The sequence below is a fragment of the Lysinibacillus piscis genome (genome assembly GCF_026012395.1).
Taxonomy (GTDB): domain Bacteria; phylum Bacillota; class Bacilli; order Bacillales_A; family Planococcaceae; genus Lysinibacillus; species Lysinibacillus piscis.
In genome coordinates, this window is sequence record NZ_BRZA01000002.1 from 777,655 (window position 1) to 792,490 (window position 14,836).

Annotated in this window: 14 protein-coding genes; 12 read left to right on the top strand and 2 right to left on the bottom strand. The window is 36.3% G+C overall.

The annotated features are described in order from the left end of the window. The first annotated feature begins 320 nt into the window (after window positions 1–320). The 4 genes from OPF91_RS10375 to OPF91_RS10390 all read left to right on the top strand — a co-directional run bounded on the left by OPF91_RS10375 (window position 321) and on the right by OPF91_RS10390 (window position 3,816). Window positions 321–908: a YpjP family protein gene (locus OPF91_RS10375; protein WP_264988678.1), complete on the top strand. Its 588-nt coding sequence runs from the start codon at window positions 321–323 to the stop codon at window positions 906–908. Between the two features lie 361 nt (window positions 909–1,269). Beyond that, a complete protein-coding gene (locus OPF91_RS10380) occupies window positions 1,270–2,145 on the top strand; it encodes a gluzincin family metallopeptidase (RefSeq protein ID WP_264988679.1) in 876 nt (291 codons plus the stop codon). Between the two features lie 197 nt (window positions 2,146–2,342). Then, the gene (locus tag OPF91_RS10385) at window positions 2,343–2,765 is read left to right on the top strand and encodes an ester cyclase (RefSeq protein WP_264988680.1); all 423 of its coding nucleotides are present in this window, start codon (window positions 2,343–2,345) and stop codon (window positions 2,763–2,765) included. A 490-nt stretch (window positions 2,766–3,255) separates the two neighbouring features. Beyond that, window positions 3,256–3,816 (top strand): GNAT family N-acetyltransferase, encoded by a 561-nt coding sequence (locus tag OPF91_RS10390; RefSeq protein WP_264988681.1) that lies wholly within the window; start codon window positions 3,256–3,258, stop codon window positions 3,814–3,816. Window positions 3,817–4,120: 304 nt separating this feature from the next. Here OPF91_RS10390 and OPF91_RS10395 read toward each other — a convergent pair whose 3' ends face one another. Further along, window positions 4,121–4,573: a VOC family protein gene (locus tag OPF91_RS10395; protein WP_264988682.1), complete on the bottom strand. Its 453-nt coding sequence runs from the start codon at window positions 4,571–4,573 to the stop codon at window positions 4,121–4,123. 272 nt (window positions 4,574–4,845) lie between these two features. Here OPF91_RS10395 and OPF91_RS10400 point away from each other — a divergent pair, with 272 nt between their 5' ends. Next, a complete protein-coding gene (locus OPF91_RS10400; protein WP_264988683.1) occupies window positions 4,846–5,235 on the top strand; it encodes a YybH family protein in 390 nt (129 codons plus the stop codon). A gap of 675 nt (window positions 5,236–5,910) precedes the next feature. Here OPF91_RS10400 and OPF91_RS10405 read toward each other — a convergent pair. After that, entirely contained in the window at window positions 5,911–6,183 is a 273-nt protein-coding gene (locus OPF91_RS10405; RefSeq protein ID WP_264988684.1) for a hypothetical protein, read from the bottom strand. Between the two features lie 466 nt (window positions 6,184–6,649). Between OPF91_RS10405 and OPF91_RS10410 the strand changes: the two genes are divergently transcribed. The 7 genes from OPF91_RS10410 to OPF91_RS10440 all read left to right on the top strand — a co-directional run bounded on the left by OPF91_RS10410 (window position 6,650) and on the right by OPF91_RS10440 (window position 14,726). Beyond that, window positions 6,650–8,773 (top strand): 5'-nucleotidase C-terminal domain-containing protein, encoded by a 2,124-nt coding sequence (locus tag OPF91_RS10410; protein ID WP_264988685.1) that lies wholly within the window; start codon window positions 6,650–6,652, stop codon window positions 8,771–8,773. Between the two features lie 166 nt (window positions 8,774–8,939). Then, entirely contained in the window at window positions 8,940–9,362 is a 423-nt protein-coding gene (locus OPF91_RS10415; RefSeq protein ID WP_264988686.1) for a MarR family winged helix-turn-helix transcriptional regulator, read from the top strand. Further along, the gene (locus OPF91_RS10420) at window positions 9,338–9,679 is read left to right on the top strand and encodes a DUF3147 family protein (RefSeq protein WP_264988687.1); all 342 of its coding nucleotides are present in this window, start codon (window positions 9,338–9,340) and stop codon (window positions 9,677–9,679) included. The genes OPF91_RS10415 and OPF91_RS10420 overlap by 25 nt, the downstream gene beginning before the upstream one ends. Before the next feature lie 20 nt (window positions 9,680–9,699). Continuing rightward, the gene (locus OPF91_RS10425; protein ID WP_264988688.1) at window positions 9,700–10,179 is read left to right on the top strand and encodes a GNAT family N-acetyltransferase; all 480 of its coding nucleotides are present in this window, start codon (window positions 9,700–9,702) and stop codon (window positions 10,177–10,179) included. Between the two features lie 50 nt (window positions 10,180–10,229). Next, the gene (locus OPF91_RS10430) at window positions 10,230–10,616 is read left to right on the top strand and encodes a hypothetical protein (RefSeq protein WP_264988689.1); all 387 of its coding nucleotides are present in this window, start codon (window positions 10,230–10,232) and stop codon (window positions 10,614–10,616) included. A 456-nt stretch (window positions 10,617–11,072) separates the two neighbouring features. After that, window positions 11,073–12,986, top strand: a complete 1,914-nt coding sequence (thrS, locus tag OPF91_RS10435) for a threonine--tRNA ligase (protein ID WP_264988690.1) — start codon at window positions 11,073–11,075, stop codon at window positions 12,984–12,986. A 450-nt stretch (window positions 12,987–13,436) separates the two neighbouring features. Continuing rightward, window positions 13,437–14,726 (top strand): ABC transporter substrate-binding protein, encoded by a 1,290-nt coding sequence (locus OPF91_RS10440; RefSeq protein ID WP_264988691.1) that lies wholly within the window; start codon window positions 13,437–13,439, stop codon window positions 14,724–14,726. Window positions 14,727–14,836: the final 110 nt, after the last annotated feature.

The following is a 14,836-nucleotide window of genomic DNA, read 5'->3' on the forward strand; positions in this document are numbered from 1 at the left end:
TATCCTGCACGATTATGCAAAGTTGAAAAAAATGACAAAACCCCGAAAACCTTGTTATAATAGGTTTTCGGGGGCATAATAGGGTGCTTATTGCATAATATAAAAATTAGTCCGTGAAGCATAAAGATGTTAAATAACCTAACATTAGTAAAAGACCAATACCCATTGCGATACCCATGCTTTGTACCTCCTTTTAAAACGACACATTTATACATTCATATTGTACAATGAATGATAGAAAGATGAAACCTTTTATTCGGTTGTACGTATATATTGATAAGAGAGTTACGAATTTGTACATAAAAGAGAGATGATTAACGATGAAAAAATGGATTCAAAAAAGCATTGTCATTACGGTAGCGCTTTTAACATTTGGTTTAATCACACCTACCCATGAAATTTGGGAAGTATTTGACGGTCATTCGGCTAATAGAACGGCGATTAATCCAACACCAGAGGACAATACGACAGTTGTGGCACAAGTGGAAGCACCACCAGCAGACACCATTGACCATACCTCTTTATTAATTGACGCAGCAAAAGAACAATCCTATTTGAAATTTGGCACAAAAATTGGTCCAAAAATTGGCGAAGAATTTGACCAAATCATTTTTCCAAAAATGGAGGAAGCCATTGCCATGACGGTAGCACGTTTAGACGAAGGAACTGCTGCTAACTTAACTATTACAGAAAGACCAAGTGGCAATTACGGCGAAAAAATCTTCAATATCAGCAATACGGAAACAGGAAATGACGTGATTCGTTTTCATGTACGCACTGAAAAACGCCCATTAGATGGCTATTTTTACAATTTCCATTATCATAGTGCAGAAGATGACTTCACTGCACACAATCATTTAGGCGATATTTATTGGGAAAAAAACACGCCACCAAAATGGCTATCCTAAACAGTATGAAACACTCGTTGGCGATACGGGTGTTTTTTGTTTGGAAACGTTGGTGTATCAACGTTTATAGCGATTTGGTAAAAGGGTGTATTTTATGTGTAGTTTCGATTAATAGTCGCACTATACAGTCCTATATGCCCCAGTAAAATGGTGGATACTACATAAAATTATTGACTTTGTGCTCCTCATATTCATGAAATAATTGATAAAGTCATTGCTATAAAAAGGTTGAATCATGAAACAATTAGTACTCTTGGCTATATTGTTACATTTCACTATTTAGAAATATTACAAAAAATGAAACTTTTACATAATAAGTCCGTATAATTGGAAAAATACTATTTTTTCTGGGGGGGTAAAAATGTTTAAATTTAGAAGCTGCTTACTTATATTAGTATTCTTATTAACTGCCTGTACGCAAGATACCGTTATTCCTAAAGAACAAGAAAAAAGTGATGAAAATATTGTGGTTACATCGGATGGCAAAACAACCTTCGTGATTATTAATAACATGGGAGCTCGACAACAAAAAGTAGAATTAATAAAAGACGAACTTGTTGCTGCCTATGATGCTATTCGCAATTCAATTCAAACGGATTATGTTCCAGCTGAGCGAATAAATGTATATCTCAATGAAGGATATGGCATGTCATGGGGGCTGAGATCGGAAGTTCAACTATATGGTATTACAAAAGGACAATATCCACTTGTTCACGAACTGACACATTCTTTACTTGGTTATGGTTATGGAAACAATTTTGAAAAAAGAGATGGTTATGGCTATTTTACACCAGAAGGTTTTGCCTCTTACATGGAAGATAAGTTTGGAAAAGGAGACTCCTATTCCCATCAGCTGGTGAAGTTTTTTATTGATTCACATAAATTAATGCCTATTAGCAAATTAATAGATCCGATCGAAGATAATCTCTATTTCCGACCAGACCTTAAAAGTCCAACAGGGTCTACTCTACAGAGTATGAGTTATAATCATGCGGCTTCCTTTACTACTTATTTAATTGATACATATGGATTAGAGAAGTTTGAAAAAATTTACAATCAAAAGAATGTAGCGAATAAAATAGAAGAAGTATATGGGAAGAATATGGGCGAGATAGAGCAAGATTGGATCACTTTTATTAAAAATATTCAAGAACCAATCAATGAATATAAAATAAAAATGATAATAGATCCTTCACTTGTTGAACAAATTGATTCAAAGTATTTTGTAAAGGAATAGCTCGATTGTGTGAGAGCTTTGAAAATGGAATCAAACACCTAAAAACCTTGTGATGACAGCACCCAATTTGCTGCAGTTTTGAAAGAGGTACTTGTAGAATAAGATTCCAATTCATTATCTCTTGCCTTATTATTAAGAATGGAGGAGATATTGCTATCCTCGCTAGCGTATACAGTAAATTATAGTGGAGGACTTAAATGACACCAGAGCAAATTGTTAAGAAGTTTTTTGAAGAAGTACGTTCGGGCAATCATCCAGATTATGCGGCTGAATTAATGGCAGATCAAGTATTGGCACACCAAGTTATTTCTGAAGAGGAATTAACGGTTATAAGAACGCCCAAAGAGTATGCAGACCATGTAAAAGAAATGGTAGAAGCATATGGCGATTTTTCATTAGAAATCCAAGAGTTTATGGTACAAGATCATAAAGTATATGTACGTTGGAAACAGGTTGGTACGCATATAGGAGAGGTCGATGAATATCAGCCAACAAATCTTCCAATTATTGAAATAGCGAGCGCTGTATATAGAATTAAAGATGGAAAAATAGCAGAATATTGGATTCAAATTGATCGGGCTGGTATTGAAAATCAGCTTAAACGCAATCAAAGTAATTAACATCCTTCGGGGTGTTTTTTATTATGGGCAAAGCCACTAGCATAATGAGTAATAACAAGTAATATGGGTATTTCATATTCAGCAGTACAGGTATGGCAAAACAAGAATCGTATCAATAGCCAATGACGTATACTAACAAAGCCTTTGAATAATAGTGGTGGATTATATTTTACTAGCAACAGAGGGTAGCTAAACGCAGTCAGTGGCTAGCGTTATTTTTATTGTCTAATTAAGGATTTGGTTAACCTATTGAGAAAAAAGAGGTAGTAGATTATCGAAGACTTAGTGATAGGTTGACTTGTTAAATAATTCGATTGAAAAAAATGCTAAATTTATATATAATTTAACTATCATAAGTAAAGGGAGATGAACTCTTGATGGCATGTATTGTATTAGAAGTTTTACAAGGATTAAAGAAACAAAAAATTCGCAAGGGTTCAGTAGAATAACCCTTACTGCTGTTCCCTGCATATTAATTGGGGGATAAAAAATGATAAAGCATTATATTGAAAAATTTCTAACAGGTGATAAAGTCGTTTTACGTAAAATCACAAAAGATGATTATGAAAATTTTTATACAATTGAAGATGTTGTGGAAAGTCGATTATTAATGAATGATGGGATTCCATTTCCACCAACGAACAGTGACCATGAGAAGTTTCTAAGTGAAGTAAATCCTGAAAAAGATGAATATATATTCGGGATTGAGCTGAAAGATGAGCAGATCTTTATTGGAACGATTGCTGTGTATTCAGTGAATTGGAAAAACAGTACATGTCATGTCGGTATTTCCATTGGAGCCGCATATCAAGGAAAAGGCTATGGCACAGATGCGATGAAAATATTGATCGACTTTATTTTCAATTATATGAATTTAAATAAAGTGAAGCTTCAAGTATTTAGTTTCAATCAAAGAGCAGTTGCTTCTTATGAAAAATGTGGGTTTTCTTTAGAAGGGACTTTAAAAGAGGAATTATTTAGATTTGGGAAGTTTTACGATATTCATTGTATGGGATTACTTAGAAAAGATTGGTTTAATTCTCAAAATTAAATATTCTTTTACTATATTTCTTCTACTGTTCAGCAGGTACGTTACTCATATTGGGTAGCGTATTTTTTATGACAAAATAATAAAATTTAGGTGGATGTGTGCGTGCATGTCCTTTTTATTATGGAGGAGAGTACAGACAAAGATTAATTGGCAGGTACACTTGAAGTACAAATCATTTGTCAAAATCATAATAGGTAGTGAATTCGACTATCACTTATAACCTTTTAAAAAACATCCTAACGTTAGCAACACAAATCACGGTCTTAGCTGTTAGGATGCTTTTTTTCATTAAAAGATCAATTACTTATTTGTTATTAAGCTGCTCCGCCAAACCGATTAGAAGCCCTTCGATTCCACGAATGTAGCAGAGCTTATATGAATTCTCGTACTGGACCACTTCACCAACGAGCTGGGCACCATGTTTAGTGAGTCTGGTTACCATTTCATCAATGTCTTCAACGGCAAACATGACACGTAGATAACCAAGGGCGTTGACAGGAGCGGTTCGGTGATCTGCTATAGTAGGTGGGGTGAGAAATCGCGAAAGTTCAAGTCGGCTGTGGCCATCTGGGGTAACCATCATGGCAATCTCCACACATTGAGAGTCCAATCCAGTGACACGACCAGCCCATTCACCTTCGACAGTAGCTCGTCCTTCAAGAGTCAAGCCAATCTCCTCGAAAAAAGAAATGGCGTCATCAAGGGATTCTACAACGATTCCGACATTATCCATTCGTAGTAATTTGTTGTTTGTCATAGCCTTATCTCCTTATATGTGCAGATTTATTATCATCTTTATATAATTATTCTATGAAAAGGTACAAATTCCTACCAAACATAATATCTTATTAACGAACAACACTTTGTACTTTTAAATATCCATCTAACAAATCAATTATGTATAAAAAGTGGATATATTGTCCTGTCGTTAGTATAGTTAATTGACAAGAAAGCGTTCATAAAAGGTAGTTTGACAAATTGTAATGATGTAAAATTTATCTAAAATACAATTTAGAGGGGGAGTATTTTATGGAGCATCCATTAAAAGAGGTAATTAAAAAGTGTGATATGGCAATAAAGCAAGAAGATTTTGATACATTAATGAATTACTATACAGATGATGCCATTTTAGTTGTAAAACCTGGAATGATTGTACGAGGTAAAGAGGAAATCAAAAACGCATTTATTGCCATTGCAGCATACTTTAACAACAGCATTGTACCAACACAAGGGGAAATGATTATTTTAGAAGCAGGTGATACGGCGTTAGTTATAGCCCAAACGTTACTTGATGCGGATAAAGATGATTCAGCGTATTCAATGGATAGAAGAGCAACATATGTGTTTAAAAGAAATTCACAAGGCGAATGGCTTTGCGCAATTGATAACTCATATGGTACAGAATTAATCAATCAGTAGGTGTTGGTGGATTATGAAATCTTGTGCTTAAACTAACAGGTGCATTCATTCAATAACTTTATTATGCTTTGAAGTTAAGAAATGATGTTATAGTGATTCGAAAAAAATACTAACAATGGTAGAAGCGAGATGAACAAAAAAGAGCAATTACATGATTGCTCTAAAAAATTCGTAAAATCCCATATTCATTGGAATTGCCCATACAAAAAATCCGAGTAAGGCAACAGGTCCAATAAAGAAATTATAGATTTTGGTAGGCAAGATTTTCCCTAATAATATTTTGTAAATCACTACGCAAGTCACCATGATAATAGGGAGTAATAACATGGGTGGAATAATATGTAACAAGCCGCCCCTTATTGATATACTTGAAAATATGTCCATAAATTTACCTCATTATATATTTTGCATAAATTATACCATGATAAAACCCTAAAAAGAGCCTCTTTTGTTATAAAATCATTTGAATTTAAAATGCCAAAACATGGTTAAATCAACGTTTTGGCATTTTAAATTTGCTCATCTTGGATGAAGGTGAAACAGTCCTTTACAGAGATTTATAGCTCCTTCATTACGCATCATATGATATTCACAGTACGCAATTTATAACATTAAAGCAGGTATTTATTTTTTCAAATAGTTCCACACGCTCATTGAAGTCCACGATTTTTTAAATTAATACATATTAGGTAACGGTGTTCCTTGTGGTCTCCACCATGATTCTACAGTTTGCCATGCCGTGTCATAATTATAGCCTTTGCCCATTAAATAACCGATAGCAACCGCTTCTGTTAAAGCATGTTGATAGCCAAGGTAATGAGCCTCTCTTAATCCATGACTAACCGCAGGGCTGATAGCTGAAAGTGTTTGAGATTGAAGATGACGATCTTGATAATAGGCATTAGGATTTGCTTGCTGATAATTTGGATAAGGTTGTTGATTACCCATGTACATTTGATTACTCCTCGCTTTTAAAGTATTTGTTACACTGTATTTTATTCTAGATATGTTATTTGTCTTAGGCTGTTTGGGGTGAAGGGCTAAAGCTCACGTATTCAATAAGAAAACGAGATACAAAATGGAGAAATGGATATAACCATATAGAGCCAGCGAGTTTGGGAATATGCGTTATTTATTCTCCTGAAAAAGGTAAATTATATTGCTAAAGTATTAAAATTTTGTAAAAGCAGGGGAGCTATTTTCGCTGTATGAATTATTTTGTAGCTTCTTGTAAAACCTATATTTACTGTGTCTATAGAGGAATAATCATCAATTGCCGCATAATCTACCTAGACTTGTCTAAAAAGAGAATGTAACAACAAATTGTGAATGTTCTAGCATTTTATCCAATGTTCATGTAGAATTTGTATGTAAGATTCATAATTTTTCATGATTAGTGGGGGTATCATTTATAATGGCAAACAAACGAAACAGATTTTACACAGCAACTGCAGCAGCATTAGCAATCACAGCGGTGGCAGCAGCACCAGCATCCGCAGCAAGCCCTTTTTCAGACGTAAGTGAGAGCCATGCTCATTTTGAAGGCATTGCTACGCTTTATGCAGCAGGTATTGTAAGCGGATACCCAGATGGCACATTCAAGCCAGATGCAAATGTAACACGTGGACAAGCGGCAAAAATGATTGCAGGTGCATTAAAGCTAGATACGAAAAATGTTGTAAATCCTAAATTTACAGACATTGCTACATCAAACCAATACTACGGACCAATTGCGGCACTTGTAGGCTTAAATGTAATTACAGGTTATGAAGACAACACATTCCGTCCAGACCAAACGATTACACATGGTCAGTTAGCAAAAATGATTGCGGCAGTGCCAACATTACCAGAATTAGAAAGTGCAAAAAGCTATGCAGCAGCTGACTATGTAACACGTGGTCAATTAGCAACATTAATTACAGAAGCACTAGCACAATTCAACCCAGAAACACCAGAAGTACCAGCAGACGATGTATTCAATTTATCTATTTTACATGTGAATGATACACACTCTCGTGCAGAAGGTATTGCTCAAGTAGCCACAGTTGTGAAAGAGCAACGTGCAACAAAGGACAATGTGTTAACATTGCATGCAGGTGACGCATTAACAGGAACGCTATACTATAATGAATTCCAAGGTAAAGCAGATATAGCTGTATTAAATGAAATCGGTTTTGATGCAATGGTATTTGGAAATCATGAATTCGATTCAGGTTCAACATCTGAAGGGTTACAAGTATTAGTTGACTTTATTAAAGCAGCCAATTTCCCATTTGTAGATGCCAATGCTGATTTTTCAGCAGATGATAAATTCAAAGGCTTATTCACAGATTTAGTATCAAGTGAGCCTGAAAACGGTAAAATTTATCATGGTATTGTGAAAGAAATCAATGGTGAAAAAGTAGGGATTTTTGGTTTAACGACAGCAGAAACAACAGATATTTCTTCACCAGGAAAAGTAACGTTCTCTAACTACATTGATTCAGCGAAAAAAGCAGTAACGGCATTTGAAGGGATGGGTGTTAATAAAATTATCGCTTTAACACATATCGGTTATAATGATAACCCGAATGTGGACAATGATATTTTATTAGCGAAAAACGTACCAGGTATTGACGTGATTGTTGGTGCACACGATCATACGAAATTAGATAAGCCAGTTGTGGTTGATACAAATACAGTTGGTGAAGCGAAGGATGCAACAATAATTGTACAAGCAAATGAATATGCAAAATATTTAGGTACAGTGGATGTAGCCTTTGACAAAAATGGTGTTGTTACAGAGTATGATGGAGCATTAATCGACCTTGCTAAGGTGACACCAGATTCAGCAGCAGTGAAAATACTTGCGCCATATAAAGCGAAAGTAGATGCAGTAAACAATAAAGAAATTGGTGTGAAACTAGCACAAGACTTAGTAAATCCACGTGCAACTGAAACAGATTTAACAAGTGTACGTAGCAATGAAACAGCACTTGGTAATATCATTACAGATGGTATGTTAGCGAAAGCACAAAAATATACAGACAAAACAGTTGTCATGGCATTGCAAAACGGTGGTGGTATTCGTGCAGCAATTCCAGCAGGTAATATTACAGTTGGCCAAGTGATTACTGTATTGCCGTTTGGTAACACATTAGCTCTTATGGATGTGACAGGCGCTGAGTTAAAGGCAGCATTTGAAGTATCTGTGAAAAGCTCACCAAAAGAAAATGGTGGTTTCTTACACGTTGCTGGAGCAAAAGTACAATATGATTCATCTAAAGAAGTGGGCTCACGCGTTGTGTCAATCGAATATTTCGATAAAGCAACTGGTAAATATGTAGCATTAGAAGATGGTAAAACATATACAGTAGCAACAAACGCTTACACAGCTAAAGGTGGAGATGGTTTCACTATGTTTGGAAAAGCATATGAAGCAGGTCGTGTCACAGATTTAGGTTTATCAGATTGGGAAAACCTTCAAGAGCAATTGCTTTCACTAAAAGAAGTGAAAACAACAACTGAAGGACGCATTGTTGATATCGCAAAAAAATAATCATGAATGGACAGCATGTTAGGAATGATTTCTAGCATGCTGTTTTTTTGCTTGTAAATATATCGTTATTTGCGATATAATCTGTTTGTACGATATAAAATAATCCTTCAATCAATAAAATTACTCACTGTTTATCGTTTCACCAATCGCATAAGGAGGTCAGTAGATGATTCAAACAATTAATGATTGCTTTACAACGATTTTCTATCATCTTCATACGACACATGAGGAAACGATTTCCCATCAAAGTGTTCGTATTTTGCAAATGATTCAGAAAGAGCGGCAGGTGACGGTCAGAAATATAGCGGAGTTGCTGCATATTTCACATAATACGGCATCGGAGCATATAAAAAAATTAGAACAGCGAGGATGGGTTCATAAGGAACGTGCCGAGCAGGATCAGCGAAAGGTTTATCTTCATCTGACTGAGGAAGGCTTTGTTATAGTCAAAAAACATACCCAGTTAGATGAACAAAAATTACAGGATGCATTAGCGCAATTATCTGAGCAAGAGCAACAACAAATCAAATCAGCGTTTCAATTATTAAGTGAGGTTTCCATAGCATGTACACAGTCATCAAAATTGTAATATCTGCCGCCATTATCGGCATTGTATCAGAGGTAGCGCGGAAATTTCCGATGTACGGAGGACTCATTGCTGCATTGCCACTTGTCAGTATTTTGAGTATTATTTGGTTAACAGTACAACATGAACCAAATGAGCATATACAAAAATTTGTACTAGGTGTGATGATTGGGCTACCTGCTACCATTATCATGCTCTATGTGATTTATGTGGCGATGAGATCATCAGTGAACATTGCACTAGCGATTGGATTAGGCATTGTTTCATGGGTGATTTGTTTAAGTGTTCAAAAAATGATTGGTCAGTTATTTCAAGGTTGATAGTAAGAGGAGAGAGCTAGATGATTCAAGCGATTGCGCAATTAGCAAGCCAACAAGTAGTACAGTTTTTTCATGACCATTGGGGGAGTACAGAAATGGTGATATCCAGTGGTGTATATGATTGTCAGACACTCGATGGATTTGCTTATTTAGACGAGCAACAGGCTATTATTGGACTAGTAACTTATGTAGTGCGAGACAAGGAATGTGAAATCATTTCCTTAGATAGTAGTCAGGAAGGAAAAGGAATTGGCTCATTGCTTGTACAGGCCGTGGAGCAATGGGCAAAAGATCAACATTGCACGACAGTGACACTTATTACGACAAATGATAATTTAGATGCTTTACGCTTTTATCAAAAACGTGGCTACTTTTTAGTAGAAGTATTGTCAAATGCGGTTGCCGAAGCGAGAAAGTATAAGCCTGAAATTCCATTGATTGGCTATGAGGGTATTCCTATTCGTGACGAGCTACGATTGCAAAAATGGTTATGTACATGAAAAAAATCATCTTTATTTGTATATGGAGTGTATTGCTAATAGGAGCCGTTTTGATTATATACATAAAAAGCCAGCCACCACTTGCTGTGCATCAATATATGGCGGTGAAGGATAGCCCAACTGCAACATTAATTGAGATTGAAAATACAGGTGTACGAAATATTACGTTACAGCAAGTGCTTGTAAACGATCAACGAGTGGATACAGGTAAACTAATCGTCAGTAAGGAAGCTCCCTTTGTAGCAGGAATGACGATAACAGGTCGTGAGGATTTGTCTATCTATAATATTAGACAAATTGATATTGTCCCTGATTCAACTACGTATTATGCATTGAAAATCGACCATTCAAGCATTCAGACGATTACGATTCAGTATCACTATTTAAAATTTCCATTCACTTTCAAAATGAAGCTACAGACAAAAAAAGAGGCTTGACAAAAAGATAGCCATTCGTTATAGTAAATAACAATTTCATACAATCATGGAATCGGCGATGAGAAGGACATGGGTGTGATGCAGCGATTTACAGAGAGGGAAGTCATGGCTGGAAGCTTCCTAAATAAAGCGATTATCACTTACTACCTTTGAGCAGTGCTTGGAAACTTGCACCGTCTTGCAACGTTACTGCATCACAATGAGCCACTAGCTATACTAGTGGGAATTTGGGTGGAACCACGGATATTAAACACATATTCGTCCCTTTAGAGGACGGATATGTGTTTTTTTATTTTTATCTTGATTCAGTAGGTGTTTGGACACTCATTGAATTAAGATAAAAGTCCTGGTGCGTGTCATGGATTTTAAAGAGGAGCTTTTTCAAGTGCACTCGAAAAAATCTAGATGCAATTATTCTGGGGCATAATTGATTTTTTATAAAAAGGAGTGTAGAACATGTCAAATCAAGTGATTACAATTCAATTGCCAGATGGAACACAACGAGAATTTCTAAAAGGTGTGACACTAACCGATATTGCACAAGCGTTAAGTCCTGCTTTACGCAAAAAAGTAGTCGTAGGGAGTGTAAATGGCACCATCACGGATTTGACGCACCCTTTAACAACCGATGCAGCGATAATGTTGTATGATGCAAGTTCAAAGGAAGGCATAACAACGATTCGTCATACGACTGCCCACCTGTTAGCACAAGCAGTGAAACGTTTATATCCAGATGCACAATTCGGCGTGGGGCCCGTGATTGACAATGGTTTTTATTATGATATTGATTTGCCTCATTCGTTAACAACACATGATTTGCAAAAAATTGAAAAAGTTATGAAACAAATCGTTCAAGAAAATCTGTCTATTCAGCGTCGAGAGGTAACAAGATTAGAGGCGCAACAACTATTTGCACAAGATGTTTTGAAACTGGAATTGTTAGCGGATATTCCGAATAATGAAGTGATTACAATGTATGAACAGGGTGAATTTTACGATTTATGCCGTGGTCCACACGTACCATCCACAGGGAAATTACAGCATTTTAAATTGATGCATATCGCAGGTGCTTACTGGCGTGGTGATAGTCAAAATCGTATGTTACAGCGTATTTATGGCGTGGCTTTCGCATCCAAAGAGGAGCTTGCCGATTATTTTGTATTTTTAGAGGAAGCGGAGAAGCGTAATCATCGAAAACTAGGGAAAGAGTTAGGCTTGTTTATGTTTTCAGAGGAAGCGCCAGGTATGCCGTTTTATTTAGCAAATGGTCAAATTATTCGCAATGAATTGGAAGCCTATTTACGTCGTGTACAGACAAAATATGATTATCAGGAAGTACGTACACCATTGATGATGAATCAACGGTTGTGGGAGCAGTCAGGTCACTGGGATCATTATAAGGACAATATGTATTTTACACATGTGGATCATCAAAGCTTTGCCTTAAAGCCAATGAATTGTCCAGGGCATATGCTTATTTTTAAAAATAGTCTGCATTCTTATCGAGATTTACCGATTCGTATGGCGGAATTTGGGCAAGTGCATCGCCATGAATTTAGTGGTGCTTTAAATGGCTTACTTCGTGTGCGGACATTTTGTCAGGATGATGCACATATTTTTGTGACACCGCAGCAAATTGAAGCAGAAATCACACTTGCTTTACAAATTATTGATGAAGTGTACCGTGTATTTGGCTTCGACTATACATTGGAATTATCAACACGTCCTGCTGATTATATGGGAGACATTACATTATGGAATCGAGCGGAGGCGGCATTGGAAAATGTACTGCATCGGTTACAGTTACCATTTACAGTAAATGAAGGTGACGGAGCATTTTATGGACCGAAAATTGATATTCATATTAAGGACGCCATCCAACGCAGTCATCAATGTGCAACAGTGCAGCTTGATTTTCAATTACCTGAAAAATTCGATTTAACATACATGAACGAGCATAATGAAAAAGTAAGACCTGTCGTTATTCATCGTGCTGTCTTTGGCTCAATCGACCGTTTTTTAGGTATTTTAATTGAACACTTTGGTGGAGCCTTCCCGACATGGCTTGCCCCGCAGCAAGTACGTGTAATAGGGGTTGCAGATGTGCATGAAGAGTATGTGCAACAAGTTGTCACAGCTTTACAACAAGAACAAATTCGTGTGCATGTCGATGCACGGCAAGAGAAGCTCGGTAAAAAAATTCGTGAGGCACAATTGCAAAAAATCCCTTATATTTTAGTGCTAGGTGACCAAGAAAAAGAGCAAGAAAGTGTCACTGTTCGACGCTATGGACAGCAAGCTTTGCAAGAAAAACTTTTAGCCAATTTTATTGCTGAAATAAAGCAAGCAATCCAACAGAAAAGTTTATAAAAAAGAAGCAAACCAATGAAATTGTACTTGATTTCATTGGTTTTTGCTATTTGGTGAACAGATGGGTAGACAATCGACACGAATTGGTAGATATTCGACAAAAGTTCGTAGACAATCGACAAAATTTTGTAAGTATTCGACAACCATTTGTAGGTAAATGGCTTGTAGTGTAAACTAGCATGGTTTTGTCATCTATTGTCGATTTTCACCAGTTGAATAGACTGAATAATTTGACTTCAAAAGCAATCGTTTGCTCATAAAATATTAAAATAATTGATTAGAAAATCCATAAAATATTGATATATCAACGTTTTATGGCTTTTTAAATTTTGTGCAAACGATTGCGTAAAAAGTGTTGACGTTTTGTCACAAATAATGCTATAGTGATTTCAAGAGTTGAGAATGACAACGTTTTCATTCTGATTATCAAATAGCGAAGGGGTAGAGAATATGTTTAAGTTCAAGAAAAGTGCATTAATTCTTACGTCTGCATTGTTATTAGGTCTTGCAGGCTGTTCAACAGCAGACAATGGCAGCTCATCAAGTAAAAGTAAAAGCGGTGACAAAACGGTCGTTGATATTTTCCAGTTTAAAGTAGAGTTTAAAAATCAATTTGAAGTATTAGCATCACAATATGAAGAAGCAAATCCAAACGTTGATATTAACATTGAAACAGTTGGTGGCGGTAACGATTATGCAGGTGCTTTAAAAGCGAAATTCTCATCAGGTAATGAGCCAGCTATTTTCAATATTGGTGGTCCTGCGGATATTGATGAATACCGCGACCGTTTAACAGATGTAGGTGCTACAAAAGCAGCGGATGCAGCACTTGCTGGAACATTAGATGCTATCACAGTAGATGGTAAAGTATATGGTTTACCTTACAATCAAGAAGGTTATGGCTTTGTTTATAATAAGCAAGTGTTTGAAAAAGCAGGTGTAGATGCAGCAGCTATTCATTCAATTGAAGATTTAACAGCAGCGGTTGAAAAAATCGATAGCCAAAAAGAGGCACTAGGGCTTGAAGCAGTATTCGCAATGGCTGGTAAAGAAAAATGGACAGAGGGGCAACACGGTGTGAATGCCTTTGTAGCGACAGACTTTAATAACAGTGCACTTGAAGCATTTAATGCCAAAGAATTAGCCTTTACAAAAGCAGATCAATTCAAAAAGCATATTGATTTACAAAATAAATACTCAGTACAACCAGTAGTGAGCTTAGACTACTCTAAACAAGTAGAAGAACTATTCTCAACAGGTCGTGTAGCAATGATTCAACAAGGGAACTGGGTATATCCAACGGTAGAACAAATGGACCCAGTACTTGCAGAAAATATCGGCTTAATGCCAATTCCAGTGGATGGCGAAATGAAGATGCCAGTTGGCGTACCAAACTATTGGGCTGTTAATGGCAAAGTAAGTGAAGAACAACAAGAAGCAGCTAAAGCATTTTTAGATTGGATGTATACATCTGATGAGGGGAAAGAAGCTGTATTAACACAATTCAAATTTATCCCAGCATATAGTGACTATGACACATCAAAAATTACAGATCCACTATCAAAAACAGTGTATGAATATGCACAAGCTGGTAACACAACTGGCTGGACATTCAAAGGATTCCCAACTGGTTGGACAGACCTTATGGGTGCAGATTTACAAAAATATTTAGCTGGTGAAGCAACATGGGAAGAAGCGATTACATCATCTAAAGGAAAATGGGCAGAGCTTCGTAAATAACCAATTTTTACATGCGTGTTGATGATGACAAGCAGTATATGTTAATGGAATGCATGGTTGGCATTAGGAGAGCTTAATGCCAACCATAGCAAACTACCAACTAGATTTAT